The sequence below is a fragment of the Bradyrhizobium sp. NP1 genome (genome assembly GCF_030378205.1).
Taxonomy (GTDB): Bacteria; Pseudomonadota; Alphaproteobacteria; order Rhizobiales; family Xanthobacteraceae; genus Bradyrhizobium.
This window is the reverse complement of the sequence record NZ_CP127385.1, coordinates 5,143,809-5,163,801: the sequence shown is the minus strand read 5'-3', so window position 1 is coordinate 5,163,801 and position 19,993 is coordinate 5,143,809. Positions and strand designations below refer to the sequence as shown.

Annotated in this window: 24 protein-coding genes, 1 tRNA gene and 1 pseudogene; 4 read left to right on the top strand and 22 right to left on the bottom strand. The window is 58.3% G+C overall.

Annotated elements, in window-relative coordinates:
- Positions 1 to 69: 69 nt before the first annotated feature.
- The gene (locus tag QOU61_RS25055) at positions 70 to 204 is read right to left on the bottom strand and encodes a hypothetical protein (RefSeq protein WP_289653869.1); all 135 of its coding nucleotides are present in this window, start codon (positions 202 to 204) and stop codon (positions 70 to 72) included.
- 340 nt (positions 205 to 544) lie between these two features.
- Here QOU61_RS25055 and QOU61_RS25050 point away from each other — a divergent pair, with 340 nt between their 5' ends.
- Complete coding sequence (locus QOU61_RS25050) at positions 545 to 2,275, top strand: tyrosine-type recombinase/integrase (RefSeq protein ID WP_289653868.1); 1,731 nt, start codon at positions 545 to 547, stop codon at positions 2,273 to 2,275.
- Positions 2,276 to 2,277: 2 nt separating this feature from the next.
- Here the strand turns inward: QOU61_RS25050 and QOU61_RS25045 are convergent, their stop codons facing one another.
- The 10 genes from QOU61_RS25045 to QOU61_RS25000 all read right to left on the bottom strand — a co-directional run bounded on the left by QOU61_RS25045 (position 2,278) and on the right by QOU61_RS25000 (position 10,567).
- On the bottom strand, positions 2,278 to 3,000 hold the full coding sequence (locus tag QOU61_RS25045; protein WP_289653867.1) for a hypothetical protein: 723 nt from the start codon (positions 2,998 to 3,000) through the stop codon (positions 2,278 to 2,280).
- 81 nt (positions 3,001 to 3,081) lie between these two features.
- On the bottom strand, positions 3,082 to 3,804 hold the full coding sequence (locus QOU61_RS25040; RefSeq protein WP_289653866.1) for a hypothetical protein: 723 nt from the start codon (positions 3,802 to 3,804) through the stop codon (positions 3,082 to 3,084).
- 2 nt (positions 3,805 to 3,806) lie between these two features.
- On the bottom strand, positions 3,807 to 4,040 hold the full coding sequence (locus QOU61_RS25035; RefSeq protein WP_289653865.1) for a hypothetical protein: 234 nt from the start codon (positions 4,038 to 4,040) through the stop codon (positions 3,807 to 3,809).
- A complete protein-coding gene (locus QOU61_RS25030; protein ID WP_289653864.1) occupies positions 4,040 to 4,219 on the bottom strand; it encodes a hypothetical protein in 180 nt (59 codons plus the stop codon). Before QOU61_RS25030 ends, QOU61_RS25035 begins: the two co-directional genes overlap by 1 nt.
- A 310-nt stretch (positions 4,220 to 4,529) precedes the next feature.
- Complete coding sequence (locus tag QOU61_RS25025) at positions 4,530 to 5,639, bottom strand: hypothetical protein (protein WP_289653863.1); 1,110 nt, start codon at positions 5,637 to 5,639, stop codon at positions 4,530 to 4,532.
- A gap of 85 nt (positions 5,640 to 5,724) precedes the next feature.
- Positions 5,725 to 7,959 (bottom strand): hypothetical protein, encoded by a 2,235-nt coding sequence (locus tag QOU61_RS25020; protein ID WP_289653862.1) that lies wholly within the window; start codon positions 7,957 to 7,959, stop codon positions 5,725 to 5,727.
- A gap of 1 nt (position 7,960) precedes the next feature.
- Positions 7,961 to 8,311, bottom strand: a complete 351-nt coding sequence (locus QOU61_RS25015) for a gene transfer agent family protein (protein WP_289653861.1) — start codon at positions 8,309 to 8,311, stop codon at positions 7,961 to 7,963.
- Positions 8,304 to 8,699: an HK97-gp10 family putative phage morphogenesis protein gene (locus tag QOU61_RS25010; protein WP_289653860.1), complete on the bottom strand. Its 396-nt coding sequence runs from the start codon at positions 8,697 to 8,699 to the stop codon at positions 8,304 to 8,306. The genes QOU61_RS25015 and QOU61_RS25010 overlap by 8 nt, the downstream gene beginning before the upstream one ends.
- Positions 8,692 to 10,320, bottom strand: coding sequence for a terminase large subunit (locus tag QOU61_RS25005; RefSeq protein WP_289653859.1), 1,629 nt, complete (start codon positions 10,318 to 10,320; stop codon positions 8,692 to 8,694). The genes QOU61_RS25010 and QOU61_RS25005 overlap by 8 nt, the downstream gene beginning before the upstream one ends.
- Positions 10,298 to 10,567 (bottom strand): P27 family phage terminase small subunit, encoded by a 270-nt coding sequence (locus tag QOU61_RS25000; protein ID WP_289653858.1) that lies wholly within the window; start codon positions 10,565 to 10,567, stop codon positions 10,298 to 10,300. The genes QOU61_RS25005 and QOU61_RS25000 overlap by 23 nt, the downstream gene beginning before the upstream one ends.
- A 320-nt stretch (positions 10,568 to 10,887) precedes the next feature.
- On the opposite strand from QOU61_RS25000, the gene QOU61_RS24995 reads away from it, so the two are divergent.
- Positions 10,888 to 11,448: a hypothetical protein gene (locus tag QOU61_RS24995; protein WP_289653857.1), complete on the top strand. Its 561-nt coding sequence runs from the start codon at positions 10,888 to 10,890 to the stop codon at positions 11,446 to 11,448.
- 20 nt (positions 11,449 to 11,468) lie between these two features.
- On the opposite strand, the gene QOU61_RS24990 is transcribed toward QOU61_RS24995, so the two are convergent.
- From QOU61_RS24990 to QOU61_RS24935, 11 genes are all read right to left on the bottom strand, one after another.
- Positions 11,469 to 11,786 (bottom strand): phage head closure protein, encoded by a 318-nt coding sequence (locus QOU61_RS24990; protein ID WP_289653856.1) that lies wholly within the window; start codon positions 11,784 to 11,786, stop codon positions 11,469 to 11,471.
- Positions 11,786 to 12,202 carry a DUF3168 domain-containing protein gene (locus QOU61_RS24985; protein WP_289653855.1) on the bottom strand — a complete coding sequence of 139 codons (417 nt, stop codon included), beginning with the start codon at positions 12,200 to 12,202 and terminating at the stop codon, positions 11,786 to 11,788. Before QOU61_RS24985 ends, QOU61_RS24990 begins: the two co-directional genes overlap by 1 nt.
- Positions 12,203 to 12,484: a head-tail connector protein gene (locus tag QOU61_RS24980; protein WP_289653854.1), complete on the bottom strand. Its 282-nt coding sequence runs from the start codon at positions 12,482 to 12,484 to the stop codon at positions 12,203 to 12,205. It lies immediately after the preceding gene.
- 14 nt (positions 12,485 to 12,498) lie between these two features.
- Positions 12,499 to 12,984, bottom strand: coding sequence for a hypothetical protein (locus tag QOU61_RS24975; protein WP_289653853.1), 486 nt, complete (start codon positions 12,982 to 12,984; stop codon positions 12,499 to 12,501).
- A gap of 339 nt (positions 12,985 to 13,323) precedes the next feature.
- On the bottom strand, positions 13,324 to 13,902 hold the full coding sequence (locus tag QOU61_RS24965) for a hypothetical protein (protein WP_289653851.1): 579 nt from the start codon (positions 13,900 to 13,902) through the stop codon (positions 13,324 to 13,326).
- A gap of 12 nt (positions 13,903 to 13,914) precedes the next feature.
- On the bottom strand, positions 13,915 to 15,048 hold the full coding sequence (locus QOU61_RS24960; protein WP_289653850.1) for a phage major capsid protein: 1,134 nt from the start codon (positions 15,046 to 15,048) through the stop codon (positions 13,915 to 13,917).
- 22 nt (positions 15,049 to 15,070) lie between these two features.
- Entirely contained in the window at positions 15,071 to 15,562 is a 492-nt protein-coding gene (locus QOU61_RS24955) for an HK97 family phage prohead protease (RefSeq protein ID WP_289653849.1), read from the bottom strand.
- Positions 15,549 to 15,875, bottom strand: coding sequence for a gene transfer agent family protein (locus QOU61_RS24950; protein WP_289653848.1), 327 nt, complete (start codon positions 15,873 to 15,875; stop codon positions 15,549 to 15,551). The genes QOU61_RS24955 and QOU61_RS24950 overlap by 14 nt, the downstream gene beginning before the upstream one ends.
- A complete protein-coding gene (locus QOU61_RS24945) occupies positions 15,872 to 16,561 on the bottom strand; it encodes a tail assembly protein (protein ID WP_289653847.1) in 690 nt (229 codons plus the stop codon). The genes QOU61_RS24950 and QOU61_RS24945 overlap by 4 nt, the downstream gene beginning before the upstream one ends.
- Positions 16,558 to 17,916, bottom strand: coding sequence for a phage portal protein (locus QOU61_RS24940; RefSeq protein WP_289653846.1), 1,359 nt, complete (start codon positions 17,914 to 17,916; stop codon positions 16,558 to 16,560). Before QOU61_RS24940 ends, QOU61_RS24945 begins: the two co-directional genes overlap by 4 nt.
- 183 nt (positions 17,917 to 18,099) lie before the next feature.
- Positions 18,100 to 18,186 (bottom strand) — tRNA-Leu (locus tag QOU61_RS24935).
- A 160-nt stretch (positions 18,187 to 18,346) separates the two neighbouring features.
- Between QOU61_RS24935 and QOU61_RS24930 the strand changes: the two are divergent.
- Together QOU61_RS24930 and QOU61_RS24925 are read left to right on the top strand one after the other, a co-directional pair.
- Positions 18,347 to 18,613: pseudogene (locus QOU61_RS24930) on the top strand (serine hydrolase); the annotation flags it as partial.
- Positions 18,594 to 19,898 (top strand): serine hydrolase domain-containing protein, encoded by a 1,305-nt coding sequence (locus QOU61_RS24925; RefSeq protein ID WP_289653844.1) that lies wholly within the window; start codon positions 18,594 to 18,596, stop codon positions 19,896 to 19,898. The pseudogene QOU61_RS24930 and the gene QOU61_RS24925, both read left to right, overlap by 20 nt.
- Positions 19,899 to 19,993 lie beyond the last annotated feature (95 nt).

Here is a 19,993-nt window from a genome sequence, read left to right as displayed (position 1 = left end):
AAGCGCGTGCCGATCAAAAAAACAGCCCGCCGGAAACGGCGGGCTGTTTTGCTTGGGGACGCGATGCGCTCAGCAATGGCTGTCGCGCAGCAGTTCCGGCCCGTCTTGTTCGAGCGGGCTGTTCGGACGCGGCGCCCGGTCTTCCGCAGCGCTGCCTTCGTCCCGCGCCTCCTTGTCGCGCCCTTCGCGACGCTCTTCCTTCATGTCATGCTCCCTGTGATGGCAAGACAACGGTTTTCGAGGCGCGGGGTTCCGATTGGAGAACGCCGGCAATAGTCGCCTTCGGGCTCCGGCGCCGGCTACAATCCGTCTTCGCTTTCGCCGACCACTCAAGCTTCGCCGGACACGCTTCGCCCTGACGAATTGGCAGGGCTGCGCCACGCGGAACCCCGTCACGACCAAGCTTTTGGTGCGGGCGGTGGGACTGCAACCTGCTACAAAACTTTCTTTTGAAATCACAAAAACATAAGTGATTCTAGCAGCATAGTGTCCAGAGCCATGCTACAAAATGGTTTCCAGAAACTCTCGGAAACTGCCCTCCACCATGGCTTCGAACGCGCTCGCCAAAATCAGAAACTTGCTCCCTCGGAAAGGTCGCTATTGGGCGCGGGTCGCGGTCCCGGAAGCGTTGCGCCCAATCATCGGCAAGCGGGAATTGACCGAGCCGCTTGGCCCCGATCTGACCCTTGCGAAGCGGAACCTTCCCGCTGCTGTCGCCCGCATGCAGGAACGGCTTAGCGAGGCGCGTGGTCAGCTAGACGCTGAGCAGAGGCCTTCGGCGCCTCCGCCGAGAAAAGGGCGCATCCTGAGCCTTGGCAACCTCGCGAGGGCGCATTTCGAAGCCCAGCTTGCCAAGCACGACGCCGAGCGGCGGGCTGATCTCTCGCGGTTCGCCGAAACTATTCGCTTCCAGAACGAAGAGGTGCGGCCCTTTTACGCGAACAAGCTCCGCGAGCTGATCAGTGGCCTAATTTCGGACGAGGAAGCCGACGCGCTCATAGGCTGGTCGATCGACTGGTATCGCGAGCAGGGAAACACCGATGTTGTTTTCGGCACGCCTCAGTGGCGGGAATTGGCGCGAGCGCTCGCGGCCGTCCATCTAGAAGCAATGCGGCTAAAGCAGGCGCACGACGCGGGCGACTTCTCTGCCAAACCGGAACACCCCTTGCTGGTAGAGAAGGCGGCTTCGCCCGCCGATCCGCTAACCCTCCGAATTCTTGGGCCGGACAGTGAGCGGACGCTGAGCGAGCTAGTGGAGCAATTCGCGACGGAGAAGGCGACCAGCAACCGGACCAAGCACGACAACCGCGTCACGATCCGCATGCTTGAGGAAACGATCGGCGAGCCGCTGCCGATCTACAGGCTGACGCGCCAGCACGTCCACGCCTTCAAGCGCATGTTGGCAGATGCCCCGGCGAGCTACAGCAAGCGCTTTCCCGGCTTGACCCTGCCGGAGGCGGTGAAGGCGAACAAGGCGAGGGCGAAGCCGTATCCGCTCTTGGACGCGCGCACCGTCAACGACAAGTATCTCGCCCGGCTGCATGCGTTCCTGAATTGGGCCGTGCGCGGAGATATCATCCCGGACAATCCGTCGGCCGGGATCAAAGTCGATGCCGTCAAAGATTCGAAGCCGCCCCGCGTGAACTTCGTGCCAGACGATCTCACGCGGTTGTTCGGCGAACACTTTGCGCCAAAGGGCAAGTGGGGCGAGCGCGAATGGGCGATGGTGATCTCGCTGTTCGGCGGGATGCGCGCCTCGGAGTTGGCCCAGGTTAAGCTCAACAGCATCCGCACCGAGCGTGGCGTTCTGGTGATCGCGATCGAGGAAGAAACCAAAAACATCGGATCGCAGCGTCTGGTGCCGGTGCACAGCACCCTACTCGCGCTGGGCTTTGAGAAATACGTTGCCGCTCTGAGGAAGCGCCACGAAACGTATCTATTCCCGGTTTGGTATCGGCAGGGAATGGAGGCGAAGGCGAAGGCTCCGAAAGACACGGCGACGCTGGATCACTATTTCCCGCGCTACCTGCCGCGCCGCTTCAATGTCACCTATCTGAAGAAGGTCGGCATCGTTGACGACCGCAAGGCGTGGCACTCGTTCCGACACACGTTCAAGTCGGGCTTGAAGATGGCGGGCGTTCCGAAGGACATGCGCGACCAGCTTGCCGGGCACTCTGATCAAACGGCTGGCGCGGGATACGAACACGGACAGCCAGTTGAGGCGATGAAGGAAGCGATTGAGAAGCTGAGGTTTGACGGCTTTCCAAGCCTATAAAGCTAGCGTTCTTTGAGAATAAGAGGATATTGCTGCTTGATACTAAGTTCGAACTCTTCCACATGGCCCAAAACGGGCGGATCAAAGGACAGCCCCTCGGGGTTTTCCAATCCTTGATCTTTCACGTTCGCCAAAATCCTAATGCTGTCAGTTCTTATCGACGGTGACCACGCCGAATAGAAACCCGAAACTCCCTTCAAGCGAACTTCTGCTCCCGTCGGCCGCGGAAATGTGACGAACTTCAGAAGGCGCTCATATCTTTCAGCCGACAAGTAGATGTATATTTGGACGCTATCCTGTTGCGCTACGTCCTCGAAATCCCATTCTGCCGTGTAGCCAATACTCCCCCACAGGCGACACCGATCTTCACCTTGCATTGCCTTGTAAATAAATAGATCGAATTCACTGATGGTGCGCTTCGTTCCGAACATTGAATAGCTGCCTGCCTCTCTCCTCCTTTCCGACGAACGCAGCTTTCCATAGAGATATTCCGAGATTTCGGCCTTGCTGGTTTCCGCTTGTTGATCCTCCTGCTCGTTGTTGAACTTAAGTGTGCAATTGGGAGTCAACTCGATCACTTCAAATCTTAAGCTCCACTCCCACGGAATTTGATCGGAGCCGATTTGTTTCCCATTCCTGTCAAATTCCTTAATTGACCAAGAATAGAGACTTTTATGCTCACGCTCCGTGCTCAGCACTACACGGTTCTCTCGCCGATATTCCATGATCCCCCCGTTCAGCCCGTTCGATTGCTTCGCAACAGACCCATTTGTTGAAATTGATGATTCTCGCCTTGGGCAGGGACGCTAAGAAAGACTCTGCGAGTCCCATAGCCTCGTTTGAACTTCTTGCTCAAGCGCCTTTAGCAGCGCGGTGCTTTCCGTCACGAACTTCTCTCTTGTCTCCCACTTTCTAAAGTCTTTGTGCTGCAATCCTACCTCGTGCTCAACGAGCGTGCTGTGTATCAAATCAGAGAGCGCGTCGAACTTCGCTTTCAACTCTTCTCTGATGAAGACGCCATTCTTTCGGAAGTAGACGTAGAAGTCGCGGTAGACGTTGCGCGCCTCCCAAGCCCGGTGATGGTTAATCGCGCTGATATATTCGTCCGTCTTTTTGCCTTCGCGCTTGATCTTTTCTTTCTGCCAATTGTCGAGCGGGCTCTTGCCCAAAAACTCGTCGAGGTGGTCAGACGTCATGCGATCAAGATCGGGATATTGTTGCAGGCCTGCCGCTACGGCCTGCACAGTCCCATGTGCCATAACCAGCTTGCCCCACGCTTCCGGAAGCGCGTCGAATTCTCGCTGGTAGAGCTTCGTGGTGCGGTCCATGAGAGAGTTTATCTTGAATCGTAGCTCTTCCAGTTCCTTCTGTTGCTGGTGCTTGTAGTCTTCCAGTCGCTCATTGAATTTGGCCGTCAGCCACTTCTCGCTGAACTGTTTGAAGAGCCAGTAGGCGAAGCCGGCGACTGCAGCCAAAACTGCGGCTGTGCCGCCTGCGAGGGCCAATAGGTCTTTAAGTGTTTGGCTCACCACTAGCCCCGCTTCTCAATGACACGATAACCGTGCTCCTCGATGCAATTGGAGATCATTTGAGCAGAGCCAACGAATGAAGCTTGCTCCTTCTTCAAGGTGCATTCGTTGAGGTCTTGGGCGTAGCGCTTCTGATCAACGCCAGTCATATCGACTACCGGCGGCTCATACTTGCCTACGCTGGCAACGCAGCCCGATAAGAGGGCCGTGCCCAACAACCAGACTAACTGGCGCATCAGCCGCGCTCAATCAGCTTCTCGATCGAGGCGGGCCAGATGTCGCCGAATTCGCCCAGCGCCCGGATCACCTGATCGGCAGTAAGCCGCCCTTTGAACGGGCACGGCTCTAGGTTGGCAATGGCGTTCGCGGCCCGGGTAAGTTGGTCATCCGGGATAAAGTGATCAGGTCGTTGCATGGTCAGCCCCAATTGGTGATGCAGAGGGCTATAGAGATTCATATTCGGGAAGTCGCGTCAAGTATCTGTTTCTACTGGGGATTGTAAGTCAACATTGACTTATAGCGCCCGCAGGCACCCCGCGACTTTCTTAAGGACGTTGAGGCGCAAGATGGCTCGATCGCGATTGCTGGAAGCGAAGGTGCTCTTTGGCTTGCGCGCAAGCTCAACCTCCCTGCTGGCTCGTCGTAGCTCCTTCTCGACTTCGCCGAGAGCTTCGGCAATGCCCTGAGCGCGAGCCGCGTCCAACTGCTGTTGCGTGCAAGTCATCTTAATCTGTCCCCTTCAGGATTCGCCGAAATTCATTGTAGAACCACTTCGCTTCTCTTCCGAGCGCGTGCGTAATGGTGAAAGTTCGAGGGCCGATGATCTTCTGAACTGCCTTACCGTTCTTGAGGCAGTATGTGGCCCAATCGTCGCTATAGAGCGTTTTGAACAGAAGTTGCTTGTGCTTCCCCGGACCGGTCCATGCGCCCCAACTATCCTTCATGATCTCTCTGATACGGCGGACCATGGTGATGGATACCTCCCGGGCCGGATAGCGGAAGGCCCCGTGCAGATGCGGGCGCTCGTCTTCATCAATATCAACAGCGAAGAAATAGGGAAGGACGACGCCAGCCCTTTTAAGGCTCTGATCAAAAGAACGCTTTAGCGGGTCTAGGAAGCCGTCAGGATCGCGCTTGGCTCTCTCGATCGCGTCCGGCGTCAGATTGAAAGTGAACGCAATAGCCGGGTTGTCGTCGATCTGTAGGGCCGCACAAGCGCAAACCGCCGTAACAAGCTCTCCGGTGAGAGACCAGACTGGTATGCGGTTGTTGTCGTTTGCTGGTTTAGGTGCGGTGGTGGTGGAAGGAAGAGATGAAGAAGCTGGATAGCTAACTGAAGATGTAGGGGCAGCCGATACGTCGCTAAGACAAAAACTCCGCATTTTTGCGACCGTTTTCTTATCATTTGCGAGCGATCGACGCTTGTTCTCTGAAACAATTTTCGACGGCCGCCCTCCGGGCTCTGAAACAGTTTTCGACGCAGGAGCTGAAACATTTTTCGACGGTTTTTCGTCGGCCTCCGAAACAAATTTCGACCCCTCTCCACCGTCGAGCTGGGCCAGCATTTCATCAATGCCGTTGTCGTTGCCGCCGCGACTGACATACGAGCGCCCGAGATAGACAGGCTCCTGATCACTGGATTGGACCGCCGCCTCATCTTCGTCGGGCGCGGTTAGGGCCTCAATGACACCCGCGTCGTCGGTGCCGCCGTCGAGATCGTCCACCGTGAGATCGTCATCCGAAAAATCTTCGTGCCGATCTTCGTCGGATTCCGGATTCGTGCTATATTGTTGGTGTTCGGGCTTTCGTAACGGCAAGTTCGGATACTCCTTCAAGCCGCCCCCATTGTTTGATCGCCGTGGGGGCGGTTTATTTTTGGTCTGAGACCTTCAATATAGCGGGCAGGGCGAGTCTTTCGCTTTAGCGTTTCAGGATACCGCCGGGACGTGTCTGCATGCGGATTTCGGCAGCAATCATGCTCTGTATCTGGGCGTTGGCCGTCTTTGCGATCGTTTCCCCCATGCGCTGATGATCCTGCTTCGTCATCCCGGGCGATCCCTGGACGTTGACGTGGAAAGTTGGGGCGATGGTCGTTTGCTGGCCCGCAAAGAGCGGTGCCGATAAGGTGCCGTCCCCGACAGAGCCGCCATCCGCGAACCGGGGAACGCCTCGGTTGATCGCCTCAAGCAAGGCGCGGTGCTTGGCCGTGGCGCCCGCATTGACCACGTATTCGCCGTCAGAGAGCAGGGCGGGGATACGGTCATCGCGGGGGCCGCCCGGTCCGCTGACCACGCCGCCGGTTGCGAATTTCGGCATGGCGTAATTGCCCACCATGACCGTAGACGGGGCGCTGCCGCTCCCAACGATCCCGCCATCACTGAATCCCAGAGCGCCACCCAACGAACGCATCAGGGGTTGCACGATCAGCATCTTGATCATGGCCTCTTCGAGGGCGCGCACGATCGCCCGCGACATATCGGCAAAGCCCTGCGATACCGATCTCGTGCCGTCGAGAATGTTGGCAAGCCCGCTTGTCAGCGTGCTGGAGGCGGTGCTTGAAATACTCCGCATGGCGTCGTTGGTCCGGATGGCTTGCGCCTCGACCGAATTGAGCGCGTCCGCGACGTTGGGATAGATCTCGCGCAATTGCTGGGCGATCGCCACGTCGGCAGGATCTAGCAGGGCCGTCTTCTGCCCGAATTTGATGTCCGACGCGATGCGGGCCTTTTGGATAGACTCGGCGGCCTTGGAGTAGGCGTCCGCAACTTCGTCGATACGTTTACGCTGATCTTCCGTGACGACGTTCTCGCCCTTGCCAGCCGCAGCATTGGCCTGCTTGGCGACAGTCTCAAGCTGGGCGACAATCTTGCTGCGCTCGCGCGCGGCCGTTCCTTCGTCAATGGCAGCGGCTTCAGCCTGCAAGGCCGCAGCGCGCTTGGCGATGGTGTCGGCGGACGTTTCCAGCCGGTCCGTTTCCGTTCCGGTTGGCTTCTTGGTCGGTGCCGGACCGGTCCCGCGCGATTGACCGGGGGCGGCTGGGCCATACTGCTCGCCCTGTGCCAGCGCGGCAATTTCCGATTGGAGGCGATCGCGCTGCCCTTCTAGGGTCTCACGCGAGGCAAACATGCCATACATGCCCCAGCCGCCGTTGAGCTTGTTGTTGACCGTCGCGAGCGCGTCGCGCTTCGCCTCTAGATCGGTTGAACTGGTGAATCCGGGAATTTTGATCTTGTTGGACCATTCCACGGCTTTGGCGATCAGGTCTACCGTATCAGCCCAATAGCCCTTGATGGTCAGAAGGACCGACGCGAGGTCATCCCATGAGGGCTTGAGCGCGGTCGAAAGGCGCTGATGGGCGAGCTTCAATTGCTCGTCCAATTCCTTCGCGCGGTTCACCAGCACGTCGGAAAAGATGCCGTCAGCATTAGCGCTGGCGCTTTTGATCGTCTCCAGCATGCTTTCGGCCGATGTTCTGCCCTGCCGCATGCGGTCAACTATCTGCGATCCGAACATCCGTTCGCCGAGATCGAACGAAGCGGCTTGCTGGCCGATGCTTTGAAGCTGGATCATGGCCTTTAGGACGGCCTGAATCTTTTCTTCCTGTGTCTTGGCGACCCGGAACAACACCAAGCCCTCAAGGCGTTGGCCGGCGGCCTTGGCAAGCGTCTCGTTATAGACGCGCAAGGCCTTCTCTACGTCCGTGATCTTCTCTTTGCCCGTCTCCCATTCGTTGATGTCGATCGGCGAGACTTCCTTGGTCGCCTGAAACGCATGCTCAAGCGCCGATTCGAGTTCGCTGGCTTCAACCTTCAATTTCTTCGCCTCGGCGGTGAAGGCTTGCAGGAAGGCGGGCGACACACCGAGATTTTGCGCCTTGTCCGCTATGGCGACCATTTGTGCCATCTGCTCACGCGCGCCGGAGATCGCCGCCGAGATCAGCTTGATTGAGCCAACCGCGATGGCGACATTGCTGGCGAGAGTAAGAGCGCCGCGCGCCATGCTTCCAAACAGAGCGTCTTTCGCGAGTTCCTTGTTTATGTCTAGGAATTGCTTTGCGATCTGCCGCGTAGCCGTTTGAGTCAGGGAGGTCGTGTCCTTGAGGCCTTGTTTCAACTGCTCTAGGTCGACCCTGACCGGGATATTGAGGGCAGCCATGTCAGCTTGCCTCCGTCGGTTCAGGTGTTCCGACGAATAGCGCCGCTAGCACCTGATGCGCGATTAGGATGTTTGGCCCAAGCGGCTTGTTGCGGACATGCGTATCCAGCAACGCTTCAACTTCGCGCTCCGGCGTGCCACCGCCGATCAGGCCAAGTTCAATGACACGCTCAACATCGTCGGGAGAGTAGTTGCCAGCCTCAAACTGCGCCAAGCACGCCGCTGGTGAATTGCCGCCCGGGCCGGGGATGCCACGGAATGACAGCACATTCCGCACCCATGGATGATTGAGAGTGAACGTATGGGTGCCGCCTGCCCAAGTGATCTCGCGGGCGCATTGGTCGTCAGTCATTTAGAACCTCATTTACAGCTTCGGTGATCGCTTCCTGCATGTCATCGCGCATGGCGTTGTAGGTCGAATAGAAAAAGGGCCGCGCGGGTTGGTGCGACGTGCCGAATTCGAACGCGAGCGCGTAGTCATAAGGCTTGCCGCTGCCTTCGCGGACTTCCGTTGTCGTGAGCGGTCCGCCCGCCTGCACGATGAATTCAAGATCGTTTGCGCCGGGAACGACGGTGCACGAGGCTTCAAGGTCGCCAGTTTCGTCGGTCTGCTCCAGCGATTGAAGTGCTGCTTTCTGTGCAGCCGAAAGCCGTTCCGCTTGCTCGCGGATCACTTCGGAAAGTTGCTCGCGCAGCTTGTCCGGGAGGGCATCTAGGTATGCGTCAAGATCGTCAGGCAAGAACGAAATACTCCGGATCGAGGTTGGGATCGTCGAACACGGAAGGGCCTTCGCTAGCAGCGGCGCGCGAGACAGCCATCCACGTCGCCGATGCGCCATCTATGCGGTCGGTCGATTTGCTCTTGTGCATGACGCGGTTGTCGTTGCTGTCCTTATGGATGGCGACGTTGGAGAAGTTCCAGCGAAGCACGGGATTCCCGCCATGCCGGAATTTCCCGGCGATGATCGCGGCCTCTAGGACGTTGAGCGCGGGAGATTGTGTTACCCAGCCTTGCCGGATCGTGACGACGCGGTAGCCGTCGTTCATAAGCGGCGCCGTGACGGCTTGAGCGTAGGTGTTGTCAAAGCCGATCTCGCGCACGTTGAAGCGTTCGCAAAGGCCGCGAATGTAGTTCTCGACCGCAGAGTTATCGATCACGTTGCCGGGCGTTGCGGTTAGGAAGCCTTGCTTGGCCCAGGACGCATAGTTCACGCCGTCAACGTCGCCGCGCCTGAGAATGTCTTCCTCGGGGCAAAAGAAATGCGGCAGGACGGTATAGATGTCGTCGTTGCGAAAGCACGCCACGACGGCCGATAGGTCGGTCGTCTTCGACATATCGACGCCGATCCAGCACGGCGCGCTGTTGAATGCCTCATAGTCGATCGGATCAGCGCCGAGATCATATGTCGCCATGTCGACGAATGGCGACGTGGAATGATCAAGCCAAACGTTCAGCTTGTATTGAAGCAAGCTGGCTCGCTCGGTCGGGCTGTTTTTGGCCCGGGCGACGTGACGACGGAAGCCATCGATTGAGGGATAACCGTGCGCGCTGCCCGGATTGACGCGCCTCCAAAGGTCTTCGTCGGTGTAGTCGCAATCGGGATCGGCTTCGAACAGAACAGGCAGCAAAGACGGGTCGTCAATTTCTCCGCACGCGATCTTGCGTGCGCGGTCGACAACGTCATGGGCAATGTTTTCCTGGCCCCTGCCTGCTGTGGTTGCGACAATGAGCAAAGTGTTGTCGGTTTTGTCGAGGCCGTTCGTTAGAACCTTCCAGAGCAAATCGCCGCGCCAGACGTGGATTTCATCGGCTAGAACGAATGCAGGGGTGCGGCCTTCCTGCGAAGGCGCGTCGGATGAGATCACTTCAAGCTCGACGCCTTCTCTCGGATAGCTGATCTTCTTTGCACTGTTGAAGGCGTCATAGATTTTGGCGTAGGGAAGAAGCTTCTTCTTGTGGGCCTTCACAATGCCGATGGCCTCCTTGAAGGCGATGCCTGCCTGTTTTCGATCAGAAGCGGCGAAGATCACTTCGCCACCGGGAATGTGCTCGGGGCCGAAGGTGTGAAGTAATGCTAGCGCGGCCGACAGCGAGGTTTTCCGGTTGCCGCGAGGGACCAGAATGACGACTGTCGAGACAATGCGATTGCCGCACTCGTCGCGCGGACCATAGATACGGCGGACGATGCGTTCCTGCCATTCGTCCAACTGGAACGCCTTATCCGGAAGCCTCGATTTTGGGTGCCTCAAGCGCCGCAACCATGAAACCGCGCGCTCGCCGTATTCCATGGGATCGGGGATCGGCGAGTTGTCGTAAATCCAATGGGGGAAGGTGTCTTTAGACGGCGAGCGGATTGTCATCGTCGCCTTCGTGGGCATCATTATCGCGTACGGCGGGCCGCGACCGTGACACGGGCGTCAAGCCAAGTTCGGCCGCAAGCTGGCGCGCCGTCACCATGGCCTTATCCTGCATGCGGAAGAGCTTGGAATCGATGCCAGCACGCAAGAGGCTTTCCAGTTCGCGGACGCGGCCGATCGCGATGCAATAGCTCTCAAGGCTGCCGAGATCGGCAGCGGTGAGGATGCGGCGCTTGGCAAGCTCCGGCATGACGCGCCGCCATTCGGCTTTGGCGTGCTTGGACAACCACGCGGGCGGGCGCTGGGCAGCGCCGAGCGCGTCCGGATCGGCGGCAAGCTCAGGTTTTCGGCCCTTCATGCCGCAACCCTCTCGACAAACGAAGAGGTGCTCGGCAAATTGGTGCGATGAAGATTCCCCGATGGCTTATGTTTTTCGTCGTCGCAGCCTCGCTGTTGCTCGTAGTTGCAGGGGTTCTCGCATTTGCCCACACATACGCGCGAAACATCAGCGGTGATCGGTGCTTCCAAACGGTTCGAAGCGCACAACTCCCAAAATCGATTGGATGCGTCATGGCCGCGCACGAAAACTTGGCGGGAGGGTTGATTGGGTTTGCTGGCGCTATACTTGCAGCATGGTTGGCCTACACCGGAGCGCAGGATCAAATCCGCAGCACGAACCAGCAACTGCGAGCGACAGAGAAGTTGAGGGCGGAGGAGCGCCTTAATGCAGCGGCAGACGAACTCAGGATATTGAAAGACGCCAACGAGTATCTCAACGCGCTTACCGCCCATTTTCCCAATCCGTCGGACGCCGATTACGCGAACTACATGTTCGCTGAACGGCTTCGGCAGCTTCATCAGCGAGCGCACGTTTATGTCAGCGAATCGGCCTCTACTGCGCCCGGAGACTTTGGCCGCCGTATCCTCAAGCAAACATGGCGAATACGAACCCTCGCGGAAAACGTTGAGGCTCGAGAGAAGGAAGGAAAGCTGAGCTTCCAAGATTTGAGCGACGAAGTTCGTGTGGCTCTCGAAGAGACCCGTCGTATCATCAGCGATCTCGCTTCCGAGATTCAGCGACGTGAAATTCAATTGACCAATCTGAGAGATCAAGTCAGCAGTTTCGGCTGATGTCGGGTAAATGTGCGCGCTCATGGCCCAACGCGCTCGCATGTGAGGTCGAGGCCGATGCGGCGACCAAGCTCTTTGATATTCCTAATCGTGTAGTTCTGCCCCTCATAGACGAGGCGATTTTCCAGCGTCACGCCGTCAAGCCAGCGCGTTCGGAAAGTCATCGTCTTGTCGGTCGTGTGGCCGCGCTGGTCCTCGCGGTCATCGGTCGCGATCTGGATCAATTTGGCGCGCATGGTGGCGACCGTGGTCCACACGTCGATCGGCGCGCCATAGAGATCAAGGCCGGTGGAGCGGCTTTGAATTCCGATCAGTCGGTCAAGATCGCCAGCGCGCATCACTTCGCCTTCATGATGCCGGCGACGGTCACGATGCCGTGCGAGAAAGAGCCGTGCGGGTCGCGCACAAACCGGGTCTGAGTGACCATGAGATCGTGGCAGACGAAGTTATCGAGGATCAGCGCGCCGCTGATCTGGGCGTCTACTCGCAGGGCTTGAACGATGGCGCTAACGGCCGCTTTGGCTTGGGTAAGCCCCGGTTCCTGAAACCAGACGTGCAAGGTTGCGTGCGTCGTCGAGTCAAAGCGCCGGTAGACCGTCTGTCCCTCGCCAAAGATGACCGCAGGCATGCGCTCGGGCCGACCATTGGTGTCTAGAATGTTATCCGGCGGGACCAATGCGGTTAGCTCCTCGCTCGCCAATAGGCGCGAACGGATCGCCTTTTGCAGGTCGTATGAGGGCTCAAAAGCGGGCATTTAGAAGCTGTAAGCGCGGTAATTGACGAGCAAATCGAGGAAACCGAACGGCAGGGACTGCGCCGTGATGCCGGACGCAGTGATCTCCCGATTGTCGTAAAGCTGGGCCGTCAATTGCAGCACGGCTTCCCGAACAGGGGCCGGAGTGGTGTCCAAATCGACCGATGCGCCCGTGTAGTCAGTAACCCAGCCCTTCGCAGCGGCGAGTTTGTCGGTGATCAGGTCGTCATCAAACGTCGTGGTGACGTTCAAATGGGCCTTGGCTTGATCGAGGGTGATCATCAGAAAAACTCCAATTAGGCGCTATCTTGTGCGGAGGGGATGGACCGGTCGCCGCCGCTTTTTGAAGGCTCGCTACCCACCCCCGGGGGTGCTGTTGCCTTGGTCGATCGACGCTTGACCATGAAGGGCGTCGTAACAGCGGCTTCTATCGTCCAGCCTAGGATCACAAGGCGGGCATAAAGAGATGAGTAGCTACAGCCGATCTCATTCACCCATCCTTGGATGTTGAGCGTGCGACCGTTGAACTCGTAGAGCTTCGCTCCGCTGTGCTTGCGTGGCGATTTTGAGCGGTATTTCTCAATCGCTTTGCGCGCTGCGGCACGAACATGGTCAGGCTCAAGATCGGCGAGAGCGCATACTTCATTGAAGTTGCGATTGGGCTTGAGCAGCCAATCAAGAGCTTGAGCGCGATCAAATTCCTTGCACTTCATCTTACCGGAAGCATCGGTAATGGCTTGGTCGATCACGGCGCGCCAAAGGGCTTGTTCTGGTTTAGCCATGGCGCTGGCGTTCCAGTGATTGCTTGCGGGACGAATGGCAGGGCGAACTAGCCAGCGGTTGCCAGTTGGAACGGTCCCAAAAGAGCTTCATATCGCCGCGATGGGGAACCTTGTGGTCGACCACGTCAGCGATGCGACCGCACCCACAAGCACAGAACCGGTTCTGAGGCAGGGCCAGGAACGCCTTGCTCTCACGTTTCCACTTCGAATCGTAGCCGCGTTGGTGAGCCGAAGGTCTACGCTTGTCGTTCTCTGCCTTACGACGACGTTGGCAAAGACAAATGACGTTCGAAGGAACGACTCTGCCGCATCCACATACGCGGGCTGCTTTGAGTGGCATCAGCGCACCCCACTCATTGTGGTGACGCTCAGGTCGCCGAGCGCATTCAGTTCAGCGCGGGCGTCCGCGTCTTTCACGTCGATTGTTTCGGTGTCATCACGTCTGCCGCCGAAGATCGCCTTGAGCATTTCAAGGCGGCCTTGATGGGCGTTGATGATCTCTGCCGGTGTCGCATCCCACGCGACGACTGGGGTCCAACCAAGCCAGCCCGTGGCGATCTGGTAGAGCTTGGTATGGTATTCCTCGAAAGTGATCGGCTTGGCGTCAGCCGGCGCATGATCAGGCTGCTTGGCGCCCATCAAGATCAGAACGAATTCGAGAAGCTGATCGCGCGCCGCCATAAGGTCCAGCACGATTGAATTATCCGTCAGAGCATAGGAAGCCCAAGCTGCCTTTTCGGTGACAGTCTCGGTGATCAGGTCGGATGCTGTCGTAAGGCTACCCTCGGCGATGTAACGCGAAAGGTTATGGAAGCCGTCGTATTTCTGGTTGAGAAAGAAGGCAGCCCGCAGCGTCGGCCGCAAGGTGAAAACCTCGCTACCTAGCTTGAGATAAAATCGTTCCGCTGCGAGCTGCATTGGTTGGTCTTCTTAGGTCGCCGAGACCTTGAGCTTGACGAACCGATCGGGATGGGTGACGTCGCCGCCGACGCGCTTGCGGGCGTGGAAGCGGGTCTGGCCCTTGGTTGCGATCGAATACGGGTCACGCAGAAGCATGAAGTTGACGCGATCGACGATGCGGTATCCCTGCAAGTCTCCGAACAGGATCGGGAAGTTGCCCGCTCCGATATCGTCCATATCGACGGCCTCAACGATCGGGCGACCGAGCAACGTGACCGGTGCGCCTTCGGCAAGGGCATCAAGCACCAGATAGCGGCCCATGCCGTCCTTGAACTGGCGGATTGCGCCCAACGTGTTTCGGTTCATTACCCACACGCCGTTTTGGGCGTGAACGGCCGGGAGCTTGTGGAACATGGCAATGAGCACGTCGGCCGGGTTGGTCGTCGGGAAGCCGCTGGCCGCGCCGGTAATCATCTGGGCGATGCCGGTGGCGCTCATCAGGCCTTTCGGCTGGTTGCTGCCGGTGCCCTTCACGAAGCCGGTGCCTTCAGCAATGCCAAAGCTCTCGCCCAGATCAGAGGCCAGTTCGCCCTCAAGGTTGTAGAAGTTATCTTCGAGAAGCTGGTTGGAAACGTCGGTGTAGGTCGCCAACTCATAGGGCGTGATGCTGACGCCCTGATAGGACGGTTCGCTCTCGGTCCGATCGTCGGTATCGTTGACCCACACGGCAGCGGTGCTACCCGTGCGGCGCGGATACTGAACATTGGCCGCGCCGATGGTGACGACTCGCGCATACTGGCGGATCGGCGAGAAGAGGCGCAAAAGCTTCAAGACTTCCTTACCGAACTCCGGGGGCGTCAGGGCGGTGTTGCCGGTCACAGCCAGCGACTTCTGCTCAAGATCGCTCAACTTGTCCGGTCCGCCACGCAAGAACGCATCGAACGACTTGCGCTCAAGCTCTGTCTGGTCGTTGGCGGTCGCGCTGTGACCGGCGCGGTTCATCTTGGCCTCAAGCTGATCCATCCGGGTTTTCAGCTTGGCGTCATCGGCGGACTTGGTGTCGATCTTCGCTTTGAGATCGTCCAACGCCTTGGTGACAAGTGCGGTCGGATCGGTGTCGTCATCCGCCGACTTGAATTCGATTTCCGGGAAGTGCTTCGTCATGGTGGTAGTCATTACCTCTGGGTTAGGTGAGAGCCGCCGCGAAACGATTGATGAGTTCCGCGACGGCGAGAGCGGAATCATTCGCCTTGGCGCTGATGATGCGCGCCTTGGGATGGGCTGGATTGGGAACGATGCTTGTTTCTTTGAGATCAACCGCAGTGATCACGCGGTTGCGACCCTGCCGGGTTGCGGCGAGCGTCTTGAAGCCGATCGATAGGCCATCAACGAGGCCGCTCTTGATCATGGAAAGCACGGATCGCGCGCGGGGCTGCTCCATGTGCATCTTGCCTTTGACGACAAGGCCATCGGGCGTTTCTGCGATCTCGGTCCAAGTACCGATCAGGTCGGATGGGCTATGCTTGAACAGCATCGGCATATCCGGCGCGATCGATCCGAACGCACCTTTGACGATGATGTCGCCGACGCTATCGGGCGAGCCGAACGGCCATGCTGTGCCGATGATTTCGCCCGCATCGGTGACACCGAGCGTTGCCTTGATCTCAAGCTTGTCCATTGGTCGTCTCATGTGGGTTGCCGAACCAACGCCGTTCGAGAATCTTCGCGACGAGGGGATAGCTTTCAGAAAGGGGGCGATCGGTCGCGTAGAGCGCGACCAGTTCGGCCGCTCGCTTGGGTGCCATGCCGCCGCCGATCAGCGCCAAGCGAATGGTTTCGGTGATGTCGGATTGAGCGAAGTGCTTGGCGAACACGCGGGCGCAAATCGTGCCGATGCCCGCGCCGCACTTTTGTTCAAGTTCGCCCGCGAGAGCGAAGGTGAGCATGAATTGATATTCGGCATCTCCAAAGAATGCGGAGAACGGCTTCATGACCCGCTCCAATAGGATGGGTCGCGACCAAAGGCAGCTTCGATTGATCCAGCCGAGTTGGCATAGACGCTGATGTCTTCGGTGTCTGACGAGAGCGAGACTGGAATACCTGGTGCTAACACCTCGCCATAGACCAACGGAATGGCGCTGCCCTGCTGGCCGGTTTGAACGTTCGGAGCGCCCGCAACACTGGTGTTGTTTGAGGCTGCTTGTTCTTGCGGTTTCGTCAGCAAGGTCGATACGCCGGAGAGCGCCAGACCAAGACCAACGGCGGCAACGGTCCCATAGGTCAGTCCGGGAATGCTCATGCCGGCAATGGAGAGCGGCGCGGCCAGCGTGCCGCCAGAGAGGAAGATCGCGCTACCGATCAGCGCGCCGCCAAGCACAACCTTGGTCGTGCCCTTGGCAGTTCGGCCATTCATCGAGCCATGTGCGATCGGGATCAGGTGAAGATCAGGCTCAGAGCCAAGCTTGAACTGATTGATAAGCTCAAGATCGAGGTCCATGCCGGTGTCGGGATCGCCGCGCACCAGGCGATAGGCGTTGCCTTCGAGCGCTTTGACGAATTTTCCGGGGAACGCGCAGTTCATTGCGCGCAGTGCTTCCGCTGCGGTCATGATGTCGAAGCGGTGCTTGTCGCCAAACTGTTCGCCCAGCGCGCCATGTAAGTGAACTGTCCGCATCATGGGTTGACACCTCCAATAAGACGCGGTTGAGCGTGCGGGCTGGTCGTGTTCGGGTTGACGTATTCCTCGCCGCCCTTGTAGCCGGGGAGGCCAAAGCCCATCCGGCGCGCCTCATTTGGATTGAGGATGCGCGAGCTAACAGCGACCGAAAGTGACTCGATGCGTGCGAGCATGTCGGCGCGAATGATGGCGTCGGTGTCGAATTCGACGGAGTAGGTGCCACGCTCTTCCTCGGTGAAGAGCTTCAAATTCAGTTCGCCTTCCCAGCGCCGAATCCACGGCAGCAAAGTGTAGGTCAAGAATTCGGAGCCAAGTTGCTCGGCATTCTTGAAGGTCGCGCGCTCAAGCTCGCTCATCATGTGGAGCGGCACGCGCCAGAAACGCGCGATCTCCGCAATCGCGAAGCGGCGCATTTCGTGGAACTGTGCATCGACTGAATTGAGAACGACTTGCTGCCAACTAACATCGTCGGGCAGGATCGCCGTGCCGCCGCTCTTGCCGCTTCCGTGCGCGGCGTTCCAGATGGCCTTGATGTTGTCCAGCGTAGTGGCGTTGGTGCCGTTACGCTTCAAGCTGAGGACGCCGCTAGGCCGCGCGGAATTGCCGAACAGGCGCGCCGCATGTTGCTCAAGGACGACGGCGAGCGCGATGGCTTCGCGCGCCTCGTTGACCATTCCTAGCCGTTGCAATGACGGGGAGGGGATATGGAGGATGTTTTCGGCATCGACCCGTTGCGTCGTGACGTTGCCGGTGCCGTTGCTTACCTGCCGATAAGCGTAAATCGGCTCAAGGTTCACGTAGTCGATGATGATGCTCGATTGTTCCGGGTCGATCCGCACAAGCTCCACGACGCGGCCGTCGGAGGCGCGCCCGATATGGGCGAAGCCGCCATACGGATACAGCGCAGCGTCTTGTGTGACGTCTTCGCGGAATTGACCGGCTGGGGTGAAGCTATTCGCCGCGTCCTGTAGCAGGCGCTGAACAGGGTGATCAGGCGCGGGCTCTTTCTCGCCGTTGGTTCCGCGCTTGTAGACGGCAACTGGAAGCTGGCCGATGGCTTCAGCGATCGTGCGGACAGCGCAATGGACGGGCGCGCAGCGCATGGCCGTGCGCGGCGATACCTGAATTCCGGCGTTGGTGCCCGTTGCGCCGAACAGGTCGAGCAGGAATGCGTCGGGCGCGGCGAGGCTGGCCTTCTTTTCGATACCGAGTAGCTGTCTGAACTTCGAACTGAACTGTGCCATCAAACAAAAGGGGGCTGCCGTGGCTGCCGGATTGCAGCCGCGTTGTTGGTGGTTCCCCGCTGTTGCTTGAGAAGAGTCTTCAGCGCGCGAAGGCGCGAAGAGATCGTTCACGCCAACCAGTATGAATCAGAAAAAAGACTGCTGCAACTGTTTTTATACATAAGTCATTGTTACAACTACAATATTAGTCGTGCGACAGATGTTTCAGATGCTACAAAATCGTGTCCACTTTCATGCTACAAAACAACCTGACAATACCAAGCGAAGTATATGATATTGTTTGAAAATTTATGCTGGTGCGGGCGGTGGGACTCGAACCCACACGACGTTGCCATCGAGGGATTTTAAGTCCCTTGCGTCTACCAGTTCCGCCACGTCCGCGCTTTGATATTCCTAATCTTTTTCGATTTTTGCGGCAAAGGTTTTCCAAAATCCCCGCCGGGTTTTCCAAATCATGTTCCGTTCCCGTTCTCGCGCGGGTCGATTTCTGTCCCTATCGTTGGAGCTGACGCTGTTTTTTCTTCCGCTCGCGTGCAAGGGCTCCGGCGTTGAGCGTGATTTTCTCTATTTCCCCGGGGACGGCTTTGGCATCGGGCTCGGGCTTGCCGTGCGCACCGATCCCGGCAACGCCAAGCCGCCACCGCCGGGATCGCTGGGCGAGCTTAAATGGGACGGCGCCAGGGGCTGCTATATGGTAATCGACCGCAAGCAGGAGACGTTCTTCGTGCTGCTGGAGCAGAGGCCTCCTGAACGCCAGAGCATCCAGCGGACCCTCGAGCTGCTCGTCTATGAAGCGATGGCAAACTGAAAGCACCGCACTGCGCTGGCTTGCCGCAGCAGTGTTCGCGATTTCCCTGGTCGTCGGCTGGGCGTTTGAGCTGCGCGCCGAATCCCGAACGCCGGCTATAGGAAGTCTTTCACCCGCGGCCCCGAAGCGGCTTGGCGACGCCATTCGCTATGAGATCACGACCGGCAAGATTCCCGGGGGCATCCTGCTGATCCAACAACACGGCAAGCCAGTTGATTTCGAATGCTTCGGCGTGCGGGACCCCGACACAGGGCTGCCGATGACGCCGGACACGATTTTCCAGATCTATTCGATGTCGAAGGCCGTCACGTCGGTTGCGGCAATGATGCTGGTCGACGAAGGCAAGTTGGCTCTCGACGATTCCGTGTCGAACTACATTCATTCCTTTGCGAACGCCAAGGTCGGCGTCGATATTTCCGATGAAGCGGGAAAGTATCCGCTCAAGCTCGAGCCGTTGAAACGCCCGATTACGATCAGGGATCTATTGCGGCACACCTCGGGTATCACCTACGGCTTCTTCGGGGAGACCCAAGTGCAGAAGCTCTATGCGAATCCTCTATTGTACGCAGGGGAATTCAATAACGCCGACTTTGCCGACCGGATCGCAGTGCTGCCACTTGCCGATCAGCCCGCAACGCGCTGGAATTACGGCCATTCGACCGACGTGCTTGGCCGTGTCATCGAAGTGGTCTCCGGGCAGACGCTGTATCAATTTGAAAAGCAGAGATTGTTCGATCCGCTCGGCATGTCCGACACTGCGTATTATGTCGCGGATAAAGCGAAGTGGCCGCTGATCGCCAGGGGATTTCCTGTCGATCGCTCTCGAGTCGCCGGAATCCTCGATCCTGTGATACCGCGGCGCTGGGAGTCCGGTGGAGCGGGCCTTGTCTCGACGATAGGGGACTACGCCCGCTTCCTGCAAATGCTGCTGAATGGAGGTGAACTGGACGGCAAGCGATACCTCAAGCGTGAGACGGTCGCGCTGATGACGTCGGACCAGATTGGGCCGGAGACCGGGATCATTCATGATCCCTTCTATTTTCCGAACCCCACCAGCGGCTTCGGTCTTGGCTTCGCCGTGCGCACCTCGCCACCTCCGAATACGAACTGGCCACTCGGTGAATACCGTTGGGACGGCGCCGGCGGCAGTTTCTATTTCGTCGACCCCGTGGACGACATGTTTGGAATCTTCATGGTGATGTCGCCCACACAGGGTGGCCGGATCCAACTGAACCTGAAAACGATAATCTACGAGGCGATGGGGAGGGGGCTGCGCAAGGATTGACGAATTCCGGATCAAGCTACGGCGTTTCGCGCGATCGTCTCTCGATAGAACGATGCGCTTGGCTTTGGCGTGCGGCGCTGCGCGTTGAAGTCGAC

Bases quoted from the DNA above. Each gene is read 5' to 3' on its own strand.
- QOU61_RS25055 (WP_289653869.1), bottom strand. From the start codon at position 204: ATGAAGGAAGAGCGTCGCGAAGGGCGCGACAAGGAGGCGCGGGACGAA.
- QOU61_RS25050 (WP_289653868.1), top strand. From the start codon at position 545: ATGGCTTCGAACGCGCTCGCCAAAATCAGAAACTTGCTCCCTCGGAAA.
- QOU61_RS25045 (WP_289653867.1), bottom strand. From the start codon at position 3,000: ATGGAATATCGGCGAGAGAACCGTGTAGTGCTGAGCACGGAGCGTGAG.
- QOU61_RS25035 (WP_289653865.1), bottom strand. From the start codon at position 4,040: ATGCGCCAGTTAGTCTGGTTGTTGGGCACGGCCCTCTTATCGGGCTGC.
- QOU61_RS25030 (WP_289653864.1), bottom strand. From the start codon at position 4,219: ATGCAACGACCTGATCACTTTATCCCGGATGACCAACTTACCCGGGCC.
- QOU61_RS25020 (WP_289653862.1), bottom strand. From the start codon at position 7,959: ATGGCTGCCCTCAATATCCCGGTCAGGGTCGACCTAGAGCAGTTGAAA.
- QOU61_RS25015 (WP_289653861.1), bottom strand. From the start codon at position 8,311: ATGACTGACGACCAATGCGCCCGCGAGATCACTTGGGCAGGCGGCACC.
- QOU61_RS25005 (WP_289653859.1), bottom strand. From the start codon at position 10,320: ATGACAATCCGCTCGCCGTCTAAAGACACCTTCCCCCATTGGATTTAC.
- QOU61_RS25000 (WP_289653858.1), bottom strand. From the start codon at position 10,567: ATGCCGGAGCTTGCCAAGCGCCGCATCCTCACCGCTGCCGATCTCGGC.
- QOU61_RS24995 (WP_289653857.1), top strand. From the start codon at position 10,888: ATGGCCGCGCACGAAAACTTGGCGGGAGGGTTGATTGGGTTTGCTGGC.
- QOU61_RS24990 (WP_289653856.1), bottom strand. From the start codon at position 11,786: ATGCGCGCTGGCGATCTTGACCGACTGATCGGAATTCAAAGCCGCTCC.
- QOU61_RS24985 (WP_289653855.1), bottom strand. From the start codon at position 12,202: ATGCCCGCTTTTGAGCCCTCATACGACCTGCAAAAGGCGATCCGTTCG.
- QOU61_RS24980 (WP_289653854.1), bottom strand. From the start codon at position 12,484: ATGATCACCCTCGATCAAGCCAAGGCCCATTTGAACGTCACCACGACG.
- QOU61_RS24975 (WP_289653853.1), bottom strand. From the start codon at position 12,984: ATGGCTAAACCAGAACAAGCCCTTTGGCGCGCCGTGATCGACCAAGCC.
- QOU61_RS24965 (WP_289653851.1), bottom strand. From the start codon at position 13,902: ATGCAGCTCGCAGCGGAACGATTTTATCTCAAGCTAGGTAGCGAGGTT.
- QOU61_RS24960 (WP_289653850.1), bottom strand. From the start codon at position 15,048: ATGACGAAGCACTTCCCGGAAATCGAATTCAAGTCGGCGGATGACGAC.
- QOU61_RS24955 (WP_289653849.1), bottom strand. From the start codon at position 15,562: ATGGACAAGCTTGAGATCAAGGCAACGCTCGGTGTCACCGATGCGGGC.
- QOU61_RS24950 (WP_289653848.1), bottom strand. From the start codon at position 15,875: ATGAAGCCGTTCTCCGCATTCTTTGGAGATGCCGAATATCAATTCATG.
- QOU61_RS24945 (WP_289653847.1), bottom strand. From the start codon at position 16,561: ATGATGCGGACAGTTCACTTACATGGCGCGCTGGGCGAACAGTTTGGC.
- QOU61_RS24925 (WP_289653844.1), top strand. From the start codon at position 18,594: ATGAAGCGATGGCAAACTGAAAGCACCGCACTGCGCTGGCTTGCCGCA.